13 protein-coding genes are annotated in these 13,603 nt (G+C 72.1%); 8 read left to right on the forward strand and 5 right to left on the reverse strand.

The window, feature by feature from the left end:
- The first annotated feature begins 16 nt into the window (after window positions 1-16).
- The 4 genes from pstC to LRP67_RS06415 all read left to right on the forward strand — a co-directional run bounded on the left by pstC (window position 17) and on the right by LRP67_RS06415 (window position 3,958).
- Window positions 17-916 (forward strand): phosphate ABC transporter permease subunit PstC, encoded by a 900-nt coding sequence (gene pstC, locus LRP67_RS06400; RefSeq protein WP_231269356.1) that lies wholly within the window; start codon window positions 17-19, stop codon window positions 914-916.
- Window positions 916-1,824: a phosphate ABC transporter permease PstA gene (gene pstA, locus LRP67_RS06405; RefSeq protein ID WP_231269357.1), complete on the forward strand. Its 909-nt coding sequence runs from the start codon at window positions 916-918 to the stop codon at window positions 1,822-1,824. The genes pstC and pstA overlap by 1 nt, the downstream gene beginning before the upstream one ends.
- 136 nt (window positions 1,825-1,960) lie before the next feature.
- On the forward strand, window positions 1,961-2,731 hold the full coding sequence (gene pstB / locus LRP67_RS06410) for a phosphate ABC transporter ATP-binding protein PstB (RefSeq protein ID WP_231269997.1): 771 nt from the start codon (window positions 1,961-1,963) through the stop codon (window positions 2,729-2,731).
- Between the two features lie 351 nt (window positions 2,732-3,082).
- Window positions 3,083-3,958, forward strand: a complete 876-nt coding sequence (locus tag LRP67_RS06415) for a hypothetical protein (protein WP_231269358.1) — start codon at window positions 3,083-3,085, stop codon at window positions 3,956-3,958.
- Here LRP67_RS06415 and LRP67_RS06420 read toward each other — a convergent pair.
- Entirely contained in the window at window positions 3,912-4,262 is a 351-nt protein-coding gene (locus LRP67_RS06420; RefSeq protein WP_231269998.1) for an FAD-dependent oxidoreductase, read from the reverse strand. The genes LRP67_RS06415 and LRP67_RS06420 overlap by 47 nt on opposite strands.
- Window positions 4,263-4,330: 68 nt before the next feature.
- Here LRP67_RS06420 and LRP67_RS06425 point away from each other — a divergent pair, with 68 nt between their 5' ends.
- The 3 genes from LRP67_RS06425 to arsB are packed head-to-tail and all read left to right on the forward strand — an operon-like array spanning window position 4,331 to window position 6,645.
- The gene (locus LRP67_RS06425) at window positions 4,331-5,161 is read left to right on the forward strand and encodes a GNAT family N-acetyltransferase (protein WP_231269359.1); all 831 of its coding nucleotides are present in this window, start codon (window positions 4,331-4,333) and stop codon (window positions 5,159-5,161) included.
- A gap of 33 nt (window positions 5,162-5,194) precedes the next feature.
- A complete protein-coding gene (locus LRP67_RS06430) occupies window positions 5,195-5,539 on the forward strand; it encodes a metalloregulator ArsR/SmtB family transcription factor (protein ID WP_231269360.1) in 345 nt (114 codons plus the stop codon).
- Entirely contained in the window at window positions 5,536-6,645 is a 1,110-nt protein-coding gene (gene arsB, locus LRP67_RS06435) for an ACR3 family arsenite efflux transporter (RefSeq protein ID WP_308189703.1), read from the forward strand. Before LRP67_RS06430 ends, arsB begins: the two co-directional genes overlap by 4 nt.
- Here arsB and LRP67_RS06440 read toward each other — a convergent pair.
- The 3 genes from LRP67_RS06440 to LRP67_RS06450 all read right to left on the reverse strand — a co-directional run bounded on the left by LRP67_RS06440 (window position 6,626) and on the right by LRP67_RS06450 (window position 10,564).
- Window positions 6,626-7,630 (reverse strand): inorganic phosphate transporter, encoded by a 1,005-nt coding sequence (locus LRP67_RS06440; protein ID WP_231269361.1) that lies wholly within the window; start codon window positions 7,628-7,630, stop codon window positions 6,626-6,628. The genes arsB and LRP67_RS06440 overlap by 20 nt on opposite strands.
- A 6-nt stretch (window positions 7,631-7,636) precedes the next feature.
- Entirely contained in the window at window positions 7,637-8,254 is a 618-nt protein-coding gene (locus tag LRP67_RS06445; protein WP_231269362.1) for a DUF47 domain-containing protein, read from the reverse strand.
- 102 nt (window positions 8,255-8,356) lie between these two features.
- Complete coding sequence (locus LRP67_RS06450) at window positions 8,357-10,564, reverse strand: RNA degradosome polyphosphate kinase (RefSeq protein WP_231269363.1); 2,208 nt, start codon at window positions 10,562-10,564, stop codon at window positions 8,357-8,359.
- A 62-nt stretch (window positions 10,565-10,626) separates the two neighbouring features.
- Between LRP67_RS06450 and LRP67_RS06455 the strand changes: the two genes are divergently transcribed.
- Window positions 10,627-11,673 carry an alpha/beta hydrolase gene (locus tag LRP67_RS06455; protein WP_231269364.1) on the forward strand — a complete coding sequence of 349 codons (1,047 nt, stop codon included), beginning with the start codon at window positions 10,627-10,629 and terminating at the stop codon, window positions 11,671-11,673.
- Here LRP67_RS06455 and LRP67_RS06460 read toward each other — a convergent pair.
- Window positions 11,670-13,595: a hypothetical protein gene (locus LRP67_RS06460; RefSeq protein ID WP_231269365.1), complete on the reverse strand. Its 1,926-nt coding sequence runs from the start codon at window positions 13,593-13,595 to the stop codon at window positions 11,670-11,672. The genes LRP67_RS06455 and LRP67_RS06460 overlap by 4 nt on opposite strands.
- Window positions 13,596-13,603: the final 8 nt, after the last annotated feature.

Below are 13,603 nucleotides of genomic sequence, written 5' to 3' on the forward strand. Positions count from 1 at the left end.
AGGACCTGACCCGCTCATGAGCAGCCTCTCCGGCACCGCGGTGCCCGACCTGAGCAAGAAGGCGCGCCCGGTCGAGACCGTGATCCGCGCGGTCCTGATGGCGTCCGCGCTGCTCTCGGTCGCCATCACCGTGGGCATCGTCGTGGCCCTGATCCGCCCAGTGATCGACTTCTTCGCGGAGGTCCCGCTCGGGGACTTCCTCGCCGTCGAGGGCGCCCACGCGGTGCTGCCGCTCGTCGGCGGCACGGCGATGACCACGGTCATCGCCCTGCTGGTGGCCGTGCCGCTGGGGCTCGGTGCGGCGATGTACCTCTCCGAGTACGCCTCTGCCCGCGCCCGCAAGGTGCTCAAGCCGACCGTGGAGCTGCTCGCCGGCATCCCGTCGGTCGTCTACGGCTTCTTCGCGCTCTCCTTCGTCACACCCACGCTGCTGCAGGACGTCCTGCGCCTCGACGTGGGCTTCACCAACGCCCTCGCGGCCGGGATCGTGCTCGGGGTGATGATCATCCCCACCGTGGCCTCGCTCTCCGAGGACGCGCTGTCCGCCGTACCGCAGGCGATGCGGCAGGGCTCGCTGGCCATGGGCGCCAACCGGATGCAGACCACGCTGCGGGTGGTGCTGCCGGCCGCGCTGTCCGGGGTCGCCGCGGCGATCGTGCTCGGCCTCTCGCGCGCGGTAGGGGAGACGATGATCGTCACGCTCGCCGCGGGCTCGTTGAAGAACCTCTCGCTCGACCCCCGCGAGGGGATGCAGACCATGACCGGCTTCATCGCGACCACGGCGGGCGGCGAGAACGCCGTCGGCTCCACGTCGTACAACGAGCTGTTCGCCGTCGGGATGCTGCTGTTCGTGCTGACGCTGGTCATCAACGTCATCAGCATCGCCCTCGTCCGACGATTCAGGCAGGCCTACTGATGAGTGTGGCCACCACCGCCGCCCGCGAGGTCACGCGCACCGTCTCGACCGGGCGCAGCAGGGACAAGAGCCTCGGCTCGCTGGTGTTCCTCGCCGCCCTGTGGTTCTCCCTCTTCTTCGGGGTGATGGTGCTCCTGGTGCTCATCGTCGACACCGCCATCCAGGGCGCGCCGCGCTTCGACTCCGCGCTGATCACCGAGTACGGCTCGCGGGTGCGCCCGGAGTCGACCGGCTTCCGCGCCGGCATCCTCGGCTCGCTGTGGCTGATGGGCTTCACCGCCCTGCTGGCCGTGCCCCTGGGCATCGCCGCCGCGCTGTACCTCGAGGAGTTCGCCGACGGCGACCGCTGGTGGAACCGGCTGATCGAGATCAACCTGCAGAACCTCGCCGCCGTGCCGGCCATCGTCTACGGGCTGCTGGCCGTTGCGATCATGGCGCTGCTGGGCTTCGGCCGCAGCGGCATCGTGCTCGGCGGCGCGATCGCGCTGGCGCTGCTGATCCTGCCGGTCATCATCATCACCACGCGCGAGGCCCTCCGCGCGGTCCCGCAGGAGATCCGGCAGGGGTCCCTCGCGCTGGGCGCCACGGTGTGGCAGACGACGTGGCGCCAGACGCTGCCCTCAGCCGTACCGGGCATCGCCACCGGCACCATCCTCGGCCTGTCGCGCGCCATCGGCGAGGCCGCGCCGCTGATCGTGGTCGGGCTGGCCGGGTCGGTGCGCTTCGACCCGACCGGCGTCCTGAGCGAGATCACGGCGCTGCCGATGATGATCTTCTCGCTCACCAGCCAGTCCCAGGAGGAGCTCCGCACCGCCGCCTCGGCCGCGATCATCGTGCTGCTGATCATGATCCTCGGGCTCAACGCACTGGCCATCTTCATCCGCAACAAGTTCCAGAAGACCTGGTAGGAGACCCATGTCCACGCACCCCGCCACCGCCACCGCCACCGTCACGGACCGGGCGGCGGTGGACGTCCGCGAGTTCGGCGTGATGACCGGCGCCGAGCCCGACCGCGACCTGCCCGCCGTACCACCGGAGCCGGTGATGGAGGCGCTGCGGCTCAACGTCCACTACGGCGACTTCCACGCGGTGCACGACGTGAACCTGTCGTTCGGCAAGCACGAGATCACCGCGCTCATCGGGCCGTCGGGCTGCGGCAAGTCCACCGTGCTGCGCTGCCTCAACCGCATGAACGACCTGGTCTCCGGCGCGCGGGTCACGGGGGAGGTGACCTACCACGGGCAGAACATCTACGCCCGCAACGTCGACCCCATCGCCGTCCGCACCCAGATCGGCATGGTGTTCCAGAAGCCCAACCCGTTCCCCAAGTCGATCTACGACAACGTCGCCTACGGCCCGCGGGTCACCGGCATGAAGGTCGAGAGCATGGACGACCTGGTCGAGGAGGCGCTGCAGGGTGCGGCCCTGTGGGACGAGGTGAAGGACAAGCTCAAGCAGTCGGCGTACGGGCTCTCCGGCGGGCAGCAGCAGCGACTCTGCATCGCCCGCACCATCGCCACCAGGCCCGACGTGATCCTCATGGACGAGCCGTGCTCCGCGCTGGACCCGATCGCCACCTCGCGCATCGAGGACCTGATGCTGCAGATGCGCGACGACTTCACGATCATCATCGTCACCCACAACATGCAGCAGGCCGCCCGCGTCTCCGACCGGACCGCTTTCTTCACCGCCCGCCCCGACGAGACCACCGGCAACCGCACCGGCCTCCTCGTCGAGTTCGACCGCACCAGCCGGATCTTCGCCAACCCCACCGACCAGCGCACCGAGGACTACATCTCGGGGCGGTTCGGCTGAGGTGGTCTGGCCGGGTAGTCCCTAACGACATCTGCCACTGAGCGCCCTCGTGAGGGCAGATTCTGTTAGGGACTACCCCGGCGTGAGGCCGCCCCCCAAGAGCCTGTGGATGACGCCGGCGCGGGCGTTGGCGATCGGCGAGTCTTGGTCGCCATGCGCCGCCGCCCCGTCACTGTGGCACCGACAGGTCACCACCCGGGCCATCCCGATGTGGTGGTGCCGGTGCGCATGGACCCGACGGGCTCGCAGGGGCCGAGGCCCGACCAGGTACGCCGCCGGACGTACCGCCGCACGAGCGCAGGACTCTACGTCCCGGCCGAGGTCAGCACAGAGAGGCCCGAGCAGCGCATCGTGGAGGCTGCGCAGGTCATCCCGGGATACGGCGGGGTCACCGGCTGGGCGGGGCTGTGCTGGCAGGGCGGTCGGTGGTTCCGCGGCGACGATCTCTGGGTCGACGGGGAGCAGTCTCACCGCGACGTCACGGTCGTGACGATGCTGCACGCCCGTCACCAGCCCGGGATCCGGGTGAGCGAGGAGCGGCTGCGGCCGAGGGACGTCGTCATGGTCGACGGCCTGCCGCTCACTGTGGCTGCCCGGTCGGTGTGCTTCGAGGCGCGCTATGCCCCCGACCTCCGCTCGGCGGTGCGGGTGTTCGACCTCGCGGCGTACAACGACCTCGTCTCGCTGGAGGAGTGCGGGGAGTACGTGACCTACCTCAACGGCTGGACCGGCGTGCCGCAGTGCCGCGAGGCCCTGGCGCTGGCCGAGGAGAACGTGTGGTCTCCGCGCGAGGTCGACATGCGTCTCGTATGGCGTGGGGCCACCGGCGCCCGAATGCGGCTGCTGTGCAACGTGCCGGTCTTCGACCTGCACGGCCGCTTCGTCGGTACACCCGACCTGCTCGACCCGGTGGCCGGCATCGTGGGGGAGTACGACGGCGGCCACCACCTCGCTGGTGCGCAGCGGGCCAAGGACGTCGCCCGAGAGGCGGAGCTCCGAGCGACCGGGCTGGAGTACGTCACGATGCTTGCGGCAGACCACCCGCACACGCATCAGTTTGAGCGACGCCTGCGTGACTGCATCCGAAGAGCCGAGCGTCGGCCCGCGGACGAGCGCCGGTGGACCCTGGAGCGTCCTGCCTGGTGGATCCCTACCGACACTGTCGCCCAGCGCCGGGCGCTCACCGAGTCCCAGCGCGCCCGGCTGCTCGCGCACCGCCTGGCGTGATCCCTCCGGTCCGGGTAGTCCCTAACGATTTCGGCCTGAGAGAGCTCTCTCGGCAGCAGATATTGTTAGGGACTACCCGACCGGCACGCCGCCGCACACGCCGCTCTCGGGCAGCACCAGCGGGGTCGACGAGCTCGGACCAGGCCGAGAAGAGCCGGACGTGGCCCCACTCGCCGACGGCGGCGCCGGCGCTCGTCCCGGCCTCCAGGATCAGGGTGCGCAGGCCGCGCGAGTGGGCGTGGGCGGCGGCGGCCAGGCCGATCGGGCCGGCGCCGACGATGACGAGGCGATGAGGAGCGGGCATGCCCGGCGATCTATCGATGGCGATCAATGAAAGCAACTATCGATCGTCATCGATTGTAGATTGGGGTCATGTCCGACCAGCCCGCGCTCGCGCCCGAGGCCGCGGCGACGTACGCCGAGTGGTTCGCAACCCTCGCCGACCCCACGCGGGTGCGCCTGCTGCACGCGGTGTCGACGTCGCGCTCCGGCGCGCTGCGTGTGGGGGACCTCGCCTCCGAGCTCAAGATCAGCCAGTCGACCGCCTCGCACCATGTGCGCCGCCTCGCCGAGGTCGGCTTCCTCAACGTCGACAGGGTCGGCACCTCGTCGGTGGTCTCGGTCAACCCGGCCTGCTGCACCGGCCTGCCCCACGCCGCGGACGTGGTCATGGGCACGTTGGCCGAGCCCCCGTGCTGCCCCGAGGACCTGCCGGACGACATCACGACGCGGACGATGGCCGACGGCGACCTGAGCGTCGTGCGTGCCATCTACGCCGACGGCCTGGCCACCCGCAACACCACCTTCGAGACCGAGGTGCCGCCAGCCGGTGAGCTGGCGACCCGGTGGCTGCCCGAGCATCGGTGGGTCGCGGAGCGCGAGGGGCAGGTCGTCGGCTGGGCCGCCGTGGGCGCCGTCTCCTCGAGGGCCTGCTACGGCGGGGTGGGGGAGATCTCGGTCTACGTCGCCCCGAGCGCGCAGGGCCACGGCGTCGGGAAGTCGCTGCTGCACCGCCTCGTCAACGAGGCGGACGCACGGGGCCTGTGGACGCTGCAGGCCGCGATCTTCCCGCAGAACCGCGCCTCGATCGCGCTCCACCACTCCGCCGGCTTCCAGACCCTCGCGGTCCGCTCGCGCATCGCCCGGCTCGACGGGGTGTGGCGCGACACGGTGCTGCTGGAGCGCCGTCGCGCCGGCGACTAGCCACCACACATCGATATCTGTCAATATCGACACATGTCGATGTCTGAGGAGTTCGCCTGCTGTACGCCGCTCGCGCGCGAGCCGCTGAGTGCCGATCAGGCCGCCCGGGTCGCGCCGATGCTGAAGGCGCTGGCCGACCCGGTGCGGCTGCGGCTGATGTCGATGGTGATGTCGCGCGAGGGCGCCGAGGCGTGCGCCTGCGAGCTGCTGCCGGCCTTCGAGCTCTCCCAGCCCACGATCAGCCACCACCTCAAGGTGCTGCACGAGTCGGGGCTGGTCGAGCGCGACAAGCGCGGGGTCTGGGTCTACTACCGGGCCCGCCCCGAGGCGATCGCCGCGCTGGGCAGCCTGTTCGACTCCGCCCTCGCACCCGCGTGACCTCCACCCGGGACCGCGAGCCGACCGCCGTACTGCCGCGGCTGTCGGGGCTGGACCGCCTGCTGCCGGTGTGGATCGGCGCCGCGATGCTCGTGGGCCTGCTGCTGGGCCGCACCGTCCCCGGCCTGGACGGCGCGCTCGCCGCGGTCGAGGTCGGCGGGGTCAGCCTGCCGATCGCGCTCGGCCTGCTGGTGATGATGTACCCGGTGCTCGCCAAGGTCCGCTACGGCGAGCTGGGCCAGGTCACCGCCGACCGGCAACTGCTCCTCACCAGCATCGTGCTCAACTGGCTGCTCGGACCGGCACTGATGTTCGCGCTGGCGTGGCTGCTGCTGCCCGACCTGCCGGAGTACCGCACCGGACTCGTGATCGTCGGCCTCGCGCGCTGCATCGCGATGGTGCTCATCTGGAACGACCTCGCCTGCGGGGACCGCGAGGCCGCCGCCGTCCTCGTGGCGGTCAACTCGGTCTTCCAGATCGTCGCCTTCGCCGCGCTCGGCTGGTTCTACCTGCAGGTGCTCCCGGGCTGGCTCGGCCTCGAGCAGGACGTCCTCGAGGTGTCGGTGTGGGAGATCGCCCTGTCGGTGCTGGTCTTCCTCGGGGTCCCTCTGCTCGCCGGCTACCTCACGCGCACAGCGGGGGAGCGGGCACGCGGGCGCGAGTGGTACGAGGGGACCTTCCTGCCGCGCCTCGCCCCGACCGCCCTTTACGGGCTGCTCTTCACCATCGTCGTGCTCTTCGCGCTGCAGGGCGACACGGTCACCGACCGCCCCGGCGACGTCGCCCGGATCGCGCTGCCGCTGCTGGCGTACTTCGCGCTGATGTGGGGCCTCTCGATGCTCCTGGGACACCGGCTGGGGATGTCCTACGAGCGCACCACCACGGTCGCCTTCACCGCCGCCGGCAACAACTTCGAGCTGGCCATCGCGGTCGCGATCGGGGTCTTCGGGGTCACCAGTGGACAGGCGCTGGCCGGGGTCGTCGGGCCGCTGATCGAGGTGCCGGTGCTCGTCGGGCTCGTGTACGTCGCCCTCTGGGGGCGCCGCCGCTTCACCTGGCCTGCTCCGGACTACCCGACCAGACGACTCAGGGCACGACCTCGATGAGGAAGTGGCTGATCCAGTAGCAGCCGGCGGCAACGAGGCCGGCCATGGGGAAGGTGAGGACCCAGGCGGCGACGATCGACTTCGCGACGCCCCAGCGGACGGCGGAGAAGCGCTTGGTGGCACCGACGCCCATGACCGCGGAGGTGATGGTGTGGGTGGTCGAGATGGGGGCGGAGTAGACGAAGGCGGTCGTGTAGAGCACGCCGGCGGCGATCGACTCGGCCGCGAAGCCGCGGGCGGGGTCGAGGTGGATGATGCGGCGCCCGAGGGTGCGCATGATCCGCCACCCGCCGGCGTACGTGCCGAGCGAGATGGCACCGGCGGCGGCGATGATCACCCACAGGGGCAGGTCGTCGCCCGGGTTGACGAAGCCGCCGGCGAGCAGCGCCAGGAAGATGACGCCCATCGTCTTCTGGGCGTCCTGCAGGCCGTGGCCCAGCGCCATGGCGGCGGCGGACAGGGTCTGCAGGAAGCGGAAGTTGCGCTGGAGGCGATGCGGGTTGCGCCGGCGGAAGATCCACATGATCGCCAGCATCAGCGCGAAGCCGGCGGCGAAGGCGAACACCGGCGAGATGATCATCGGTACGACGACCTTGTCGACGACCGTGGACCACTTCACGTAGATGCCCGACGCCATCGCCGCGCCGACCAGACCGCCGATGAGTGCGTGCGAGGAGGACGAGGGCAGGCCGTAGTACCAGGTGATGAGGTTCCAGGCGATGGCGCCGAGAAGTCCAGACATCACGATCACGAGGCCGTGCGAGCCGTCGGGCGGCGAGATGACGCTGCCGACGGTATTGGCGACCTCCTGACCGAGGAAGGCGCCGACGAAGTTCATGACGGCGGCCATGATCAGGGCCACCCGCGGCGTCAGCGCCCGGGTCGACACCGAGGTGGCGATGGCGTTGGCCGCGTCGTGGAATCCGTTGGTGTAGTCGAACGTCAGGGCGACGACGACTACGGCGATGACGAGCGCGAGTTCCACGGTGGGTCAGGACTCCTTGACGGCGATCTGCTCCACGATGTTCGCGACCTTCTCGAAGGCGTCGATCGAGTCCTCGAGGCCCTCGACGATGTCCTTCAGCTTCAGGACCTCGATGGTCTTGTACTCGCCAGAGAAGAGGTTGGCCAGGATCCGGCGGTGGTTCTTGTCGCCGGCGTTCTCCAGGCGGTTGATCTCGATCCAGTACTCCTCGAGCGACTGCATCGAGCGCAGGTTCGGCATCGACGCCGACGTCAGCTCGGCGCACCGCTGGAGCACCTCAACCTGCTGCGACAGCTCGGCCGGCAGGACCCTCACCTCGTAGAGCAGGATCATGTCGACGACCTCGTCCATCATGTCCATGATGTCGTCGAGCGCCGAGGCCAGCGAGTAGATGTCCTCGCGGTCGAACGGCGTGATGAAGGTGCTGTTCACCCGGCGCACGATGGCGTGCGTGGTCTCGTCGGCGGCGTGCTCGGCGTCGCGCATGCGCTGGCCCACGTCGGCGGCGTCGGCGCCCTCGCTGAGCATCTCGGCGAGCAGGTCGGCGCCCCTGACGAGGTGATTCGCCGACTCCGTGAAGAGGTCATAGAAAGAGGTGTCAACCGGACGGAATCGCAGTGCCACGAAGTGCTCCTGATCAGGCGGTGACGAACGCGACTCATGCTAGGGGGTGCATGTCTCGCGGGTGCAACTCGCGCCCCCTCGATCCTACGCGGGGGACAGGCCTCAGACCGTGCTCCACCGCCTGCGCTGGCCCTCGATGAGCGCCTCTTGGAGATGTACCTCACCGTCGTTCTGAGCCCAGAGTCCGTCGCTGCCGAGCACCCACGCGCTCGTGGTCGGAGCGAAGGCGAGGTCCAGCAGCCGCCCGATGGCGCGGACGCTGTCGGCCGCGGGCAGCCGCACCAGCACCTCGACGCGGCGGTCGAGGTTGCGGTGCATCATGTCGGCCGACCCGATCCAGGCGACCGGGGTGCCGGCGTTCTCGAACCAGTAGACCCGACTGTGCTCCAGGAACCGGCCGAGGATCGAGCGCACCTCGATCTGCTCCGACAGGCCGGGTACGCCGGGCCGGAGCGCGCAGATGCCGCGCACGAGGAGCTGCACCGGGACGCCCTCCTGGGAGGCGAGGTAGAGCGCGTCGATGACGGCCTCGTCGACCACGGAGTTGGCCTTCATCCGGATGCCGGCCGGCCGCCCGGCGCGGTGGTGCTGGATCTCGGCGTAGATCTGGTCGATGAGCCCGCTGCGGACGCTGTCGGGGGCGACCAGCAGCTCCTCGTAACGCGCGTTGCGCGACCAGCCGCTGAGGTTGTTGAACAGGTGGGCGACGTCCTCCCCGATGAGCCCGTCGGTCGTGATCAGGCCCAGGTCCTCGTACATCCGCGAGGTCTTGGGGTTGTAGTTGCCGGTCCCGATGTGGGTGTAGCGGCGGATCCCCTCGGGCTCGTCGCGCACCACGAGCGAGAGCTTGCAGTGGGTCTTGAGACCGACCAGCCCGTAGACGACGTGGCAGCCGGCCTGCTCGAGCTTGCGCGCCCAGCGGATGTTGGCCTGCTCGTCGAAGCGGGCCTTGATCTCGACGATCACCAGGACCTGCTTGCCGGCCTCGGCGGCGTCGACCAGGGCGTCGATGATGGGGGAGTCGCCGGAGGTGCGATAGAGCGTCTGCTTGATCGCGAGGACATGCGGGTCGGCGGCGGCCTGCTCGATGAAGCGCTGCACCGACGTGGCGAACGAGTCGTAGGGGTGGTGCAGCAGCACGTCGTGGCGGCGGGTCGCCTTGAAGACGTCGACCGGTGCCGAGGACTCCACCTCTGCCAGCCGGAAGTGGGTGGTGGGCACGAAGGCGGGGAACTTCAGGTCCTCGTGGCTCAGGTCGGCGATGCTGTGCAGCCCGCGCAGGTCCAGCGGCCCGGGCAACCGGAACACCTCCTCGTCGGACACGTCGAGCTCGGAGACCAGCAGCTCGAGCACCGCGGGGGCGATGGACTCCTCGACCTCCAGCCGCACGGGCGGGCCGAAGCGGCGTCGCAGCAGCTCCTTCTCCAACGCCGCCAGCAGGTTCTCGGCGTCGTCCTCCTCGACCTCGAGGTCCTCGTTGCGGGTGACCCGGAAGGTGTGGGCCTCCAGCACCTCCATGCCAGGGAAGAGCCGCTTGAGGTGGGCGCCGATGACGTCCTCGAGCGGCACGAACCGCGCGTTGCCCAGCGGCACGAACCGCTCGAAGATCGGCGGCACCTTGACCCGGGCGAAGTGCTCCTTGCCGGTCTTGGGGTTGCGCAGCACCACCGCCAGGTTGAGCGAGAGCCCGGAGATGTAGGGGAACGGGTGTGCCGGGTCGACGGCCAGCGGCGTCAGCACCGGGAATATCCGGTCGCGGAAGAGCCGCTTGCAGAACTTCTGCTCGTCGCGGTCGAGGTCGTCCCAGCGGACCAGCTCGATGTCGTGCTCCTTGAGCGCGGGCACGATGTGGTCGCGGAACTGCCGCGCGTGACGCTCGGTGAGCTCGCGGGTCACGGTCCAGATCCGCTCCAGCACCTCGCGCGGCATGAGCCCGGAGGCGGCTCGTACGGCGAGGCCCGCGGCGATGCGCCGCTTGAGGCCGGCCACCCGCACCATGAAGAACTCGTCGAGGTTGCTGGTGAAGATCGCGAGGAAGCGCACCCGCTCCAGCAGCGGCAGCGACTCGTCCTCCGCCAGCTCCAGGACCCGCTGGTTGAAGTGCAGCCACGACAGCTCCCGGTCCAGGAACCGGTGGTGGAACCGCTCGATCGCGGCCCTCGTCTCCTCGTCGGGGACGTAGGTGACGTCGACGTCGTACGACTCGTCGATGCCGCCGTCACCGCCGTCGCCGCCGACCTGGTCGTCGGCGTCGTCGGGGGCGCTCGCGCCGTCGACCGCGACGGGCTCCGGGACGATCTCGAGAGGCATCCTTGCAGTGTGCCACCGTCGGGTGAACAAGGCGTGCTGCGTGGCGGCTACCCTCCACCCTCGTGAGCGGACGGGGAGCGGCGGCAGCGGCACGAGCGGCCTTCGAGGCGGCGGCGCTCCGGGGCGCGATGGCGCTGCCGGAGCCGGTCCAGCGGGTCCTGGCCGGCCGGCCGGTGCTGCGCGACGGGCAGCGGCTGGCGACCGAGACCCAGCTGGCGCTGCGGCTGCAGCGACTCGGACGGGTTCCCGGCGTCGAGACCCTGCCGATCACCGACGGCCGCCGGGCCTTGCTCCACCAGACCCGGCTGGTGGCGGGCCGACCCACGATCGGTGCGGTCCGCGAGCTCGCGGTCGCGGGTCTGCCCGCGCGGCTCTACACCCCGACCGAGGTGCCCGGGCCGCTGCCGCTGCTGGTGTTCTTCCACGGCGGCGGCTTCCTGTACGGCGATCTGGAGACCCACGACGCGCCGTGCCGGGTGCTGGCCGAGCGGGCCGGGGTGCGGGTGCTGTCGATCGACTACCGGCTGGCGCCCGAGCACCCGTTCCCGGCCGCCTACGACGACGCGCTGGCCGCCTACGACTGGGCGCTCGAGCACGCCGAGTCACTGGGCTGCGATCCCGCCCGGCTGGCCGTCGGCGGTGACTCCGCCGGAGGCAACCTGGCCGCCGGGGTCGCGCTGGAGGCCGCCCGGCGCGGCCTGCCCCTGGCGTTCCAGCTGCTGGTCTACCCGATGACCGATGCCGAGCACGCCACTCGCAGCTACCCGATGTTCGACGAGGGCTTCTACCTCACCCGGCGCTTCATGGACCTCGCCGACGAGTGCTACCGCCCACGCGAGCTGGACCCGCGAGACCCGCGGCTCTCGCCGTGCCACGCCGAGCTGCCCGCCGGCCTGGCGCCGGCGTACGTCGCGACGGCCGGGTTCGACCCGCTGCGCGACGAGGCCGAGGCCTACGCGCGGCGGCTCTCCGAGGCAGGGGTCGAGGTGACGCTGCAGCGCTTCCCCGACCAGATCCACGGCTTCCTGCAGGTCGTGGGCGTGGGTCGCCGCACGCCCGCGGCGGTCGCGCAGATCGCCGCCCACCTGCGCGCGGCGCTCTCGGCCTAGCGGCGCCGACGGGGCCAGCGGGGGCGCTGGTGGTCGTCGCCGTCGCCGTCAGGGGCGTCGGCGGGCTCGGCCGCGTCGGCAGCCAGGTGCTGCGTGAGCTCGGCGAGCCGCTGCTCGGCCTCGAGCCGCTCGCGCAGGGTCTCCTCGACCAGCTCGGTCTGACGGCGTACGGCGGCCTCGACGGCGCTGCGCTCCATCGCGCGGTTCTCGGCGGCCCGCTCGGCCTCGGCGCGCAGCCCGGCCTGGCGAGCCGCCTCGGCCAGGGCTTCGTCGAGCTGGGCACGCAGCGACCCAAGCTCGGCGGCGTGGGTCTCGGCCACCGCCGCGGCCTCGCGGGTGAGTGCGGTGAGCTGTCGCTCCAGCTCGAGACGGTCGGCGGCCACCTCGAGGGCCCGGTCGGCGTGGGCGCCGGCGTCCCGCTCCGCGACGGTCCTGGCCGCGAGCGCCGCGGAGGCCGCCGCCTCGGCCCGGGCGCGCGCCTCGTGGGCCTCGCTCGCGAGCCGGGCGGACTCCTGCGCGGCGGCCTCGGCGGCGGCGCGGGCCTCGTGCGCCGACCGTGCCGACTCCGCCTGCTCGGCGGCGGCCTGCTGCGCTGCGGTCGCCTGGGCGGTCGCCTCGCTCGCCGCCTCGGCCTGGGCCCGTCCGGCCTCCTCGGCGGCGAGCCGCTCCCGCGCGCTCGCCTCGGCGGTCTGGGCCTGGGCCCGGGAGGCGTGCTCGGCCGCGGCGCGCGCGATGGACGCCTCCTCGGCGAGGCGCGCCTGCTCGGCGGCGGACTCGTCGGCGGCGCGGCGGGCGGCGGCCTGCTCGGCGGCGGCCTGCTCGGCGGCTGAGCGGGCCTCGCTCTGGGCGCGGGCGGTCTCCTCGGCGGCGGTGCGGGCCTCGTGGGCGAGGCGGGCTTGCTCGGCCTGCTCGGCGGCGGCGTGCTGGGCGTGGGTGGCGCTGGTGGCGGCGTCGGCGGCGGCGTCGGCCTGGATGCGGGCGGCGTGCTCGGCGGCGAGGCGGGTCTCGGCGGCGGCGAAGGCGGTCTCGGCCTGCTGGCGCGCGGTGTCCTCGGCCACCTGGCGCGCGGTGTGGGCCTCCTGGGCGAGGCGCGCCTGCTCGGCGGCGGACTCGTCGGCGGCGCGGCGGGCGGCGGCCTGCTCGGCGGCGGCCTGCTCGGCGGCTGAGCGGGCCTCGCTCTGGGCGCGGGCGGTCTCCTCCGCGGCGGTGCGGGCCTGCGCGGCCTCGCCGGCCAGACGGGCCTGCTCGGCGGCGGCCCGATCCGCCGCCTCCCGGTCGCGCAGGGCCTGGGCGGCCGACTGCTCGGCGGCGGCACGCGCCTTTTGGGCCTCCTCGGCCGCGCGCGCGGCCGACGTGGCGGCCTCCTCGGCTCCCGCACGGGCGGTCACGGCGGCAGCGGTCTCCTCCGCGCGCTCCCGCGCGGACGTCTCGGCGGCCTCGCGCCCCTGCGCGGCGGCGGTGGCGGCCTCCTCGGCCGCGATGCGGGCCGCGGTGGCCTCCTCGGTGCCGGCGGCCGCCAGCCGGGCGGCCTCCTCGGCCTCGCCCCGTCGTACGGCGGTCTCGGCGGCGGCCTCCTCGGCCACCCGCCGCGCCTCGGCGTGCTCGGCGAGCGCGCGCTCGGCGGCCTCGCGCGCCTGGATCGCGACCGCGGCGGCGGACGCGTGCTCGAAGGTGGCGCGCTCGGCCCGCTCGCGGGCCAGCGACGCCTCGCGAGCCGACTCCTCGGCCACCAGGCGCTCGGCGGCCTGCTCGGCCGCGGCCAGTTCGGCCGCGCGGTGCAGGGAGGCGGCGTGGGTCGCTGCGGAGATCATCTCCGCGGCGCGCGCCTGAGCCTGCTCGATGGTCTCGGTCGGCTCCGGCTGGCCCTTGCGGCGCCAGCGACGGGCGATCTCACCGTCGGAGGGTGGTGGGGTGGAGCTCACGGGGACGA

Origin of the sequence: Nocardioides sp. cx-169 (assembly GCF_021083605.1) — a bacterium.
In the GTDB taxonomy this organism is placed as follows: Bacteria; Actinomycetota; Actinomycetes; order Propionibacteriales; family Nocardioidaceae; genus Nocardioides.

What these genes read in the sequence shown, in the direction of transcription:
- LRP67_RS06430 (WP_231269360.1), top strand. Translation starts at nt 5,195, where the DNA reads ATGTCGATGTCTGAGGAGTTCGCCTGCTGTACGCCGCTCGCGCGCGAG.
- LRP67_RS06450 (WP_231269363.1), bottom strand. Translation starts at nt 10,564, where the DNA reads ATGCCTCTCGAGATCGTCCCGGAGCCCGTCGCGGTCGACGGCGCGAGC.
- LRP67_RS06425 (WP_231269359.1), top strand. Translation starts at nt 4,331, where the DNA reads ATGTCCGACCAGCCCGCGCTCGCGCCCGAGGCCGCGGCGACGTACGCC.
- pstA (WP_231269357.1), top strand. Translation starts at nt 916, where the DNA reads ATGAGTGTGGCCACCACCGCCGCCCGCGAGGTCACGCGCACCGTCTCG.
- pstB (WP_231269997.1), top strand. Translation starts at nt 1,961, where the DNA reads ATGGAGGCGCTGCGGCTCAACGTCCACTACGGCGACTTCCACGCGGTG.
- LRP67_RS06420 (WP_231269998.1), bottom strand. Translation starts at nt 4,262, where the DNA reads ATGCCCGCTCCTCATCGCCTCGTCATCGTCGGCGCCGGCCCGATCGGC.
- pstC (WP_231269356.1), top strand. Translation starts at nt 17, where the DNA reads ATGAGCAGCCTCTCCGGCACCGCGGTGCCCGACCTGAGCAAGAAGGCG.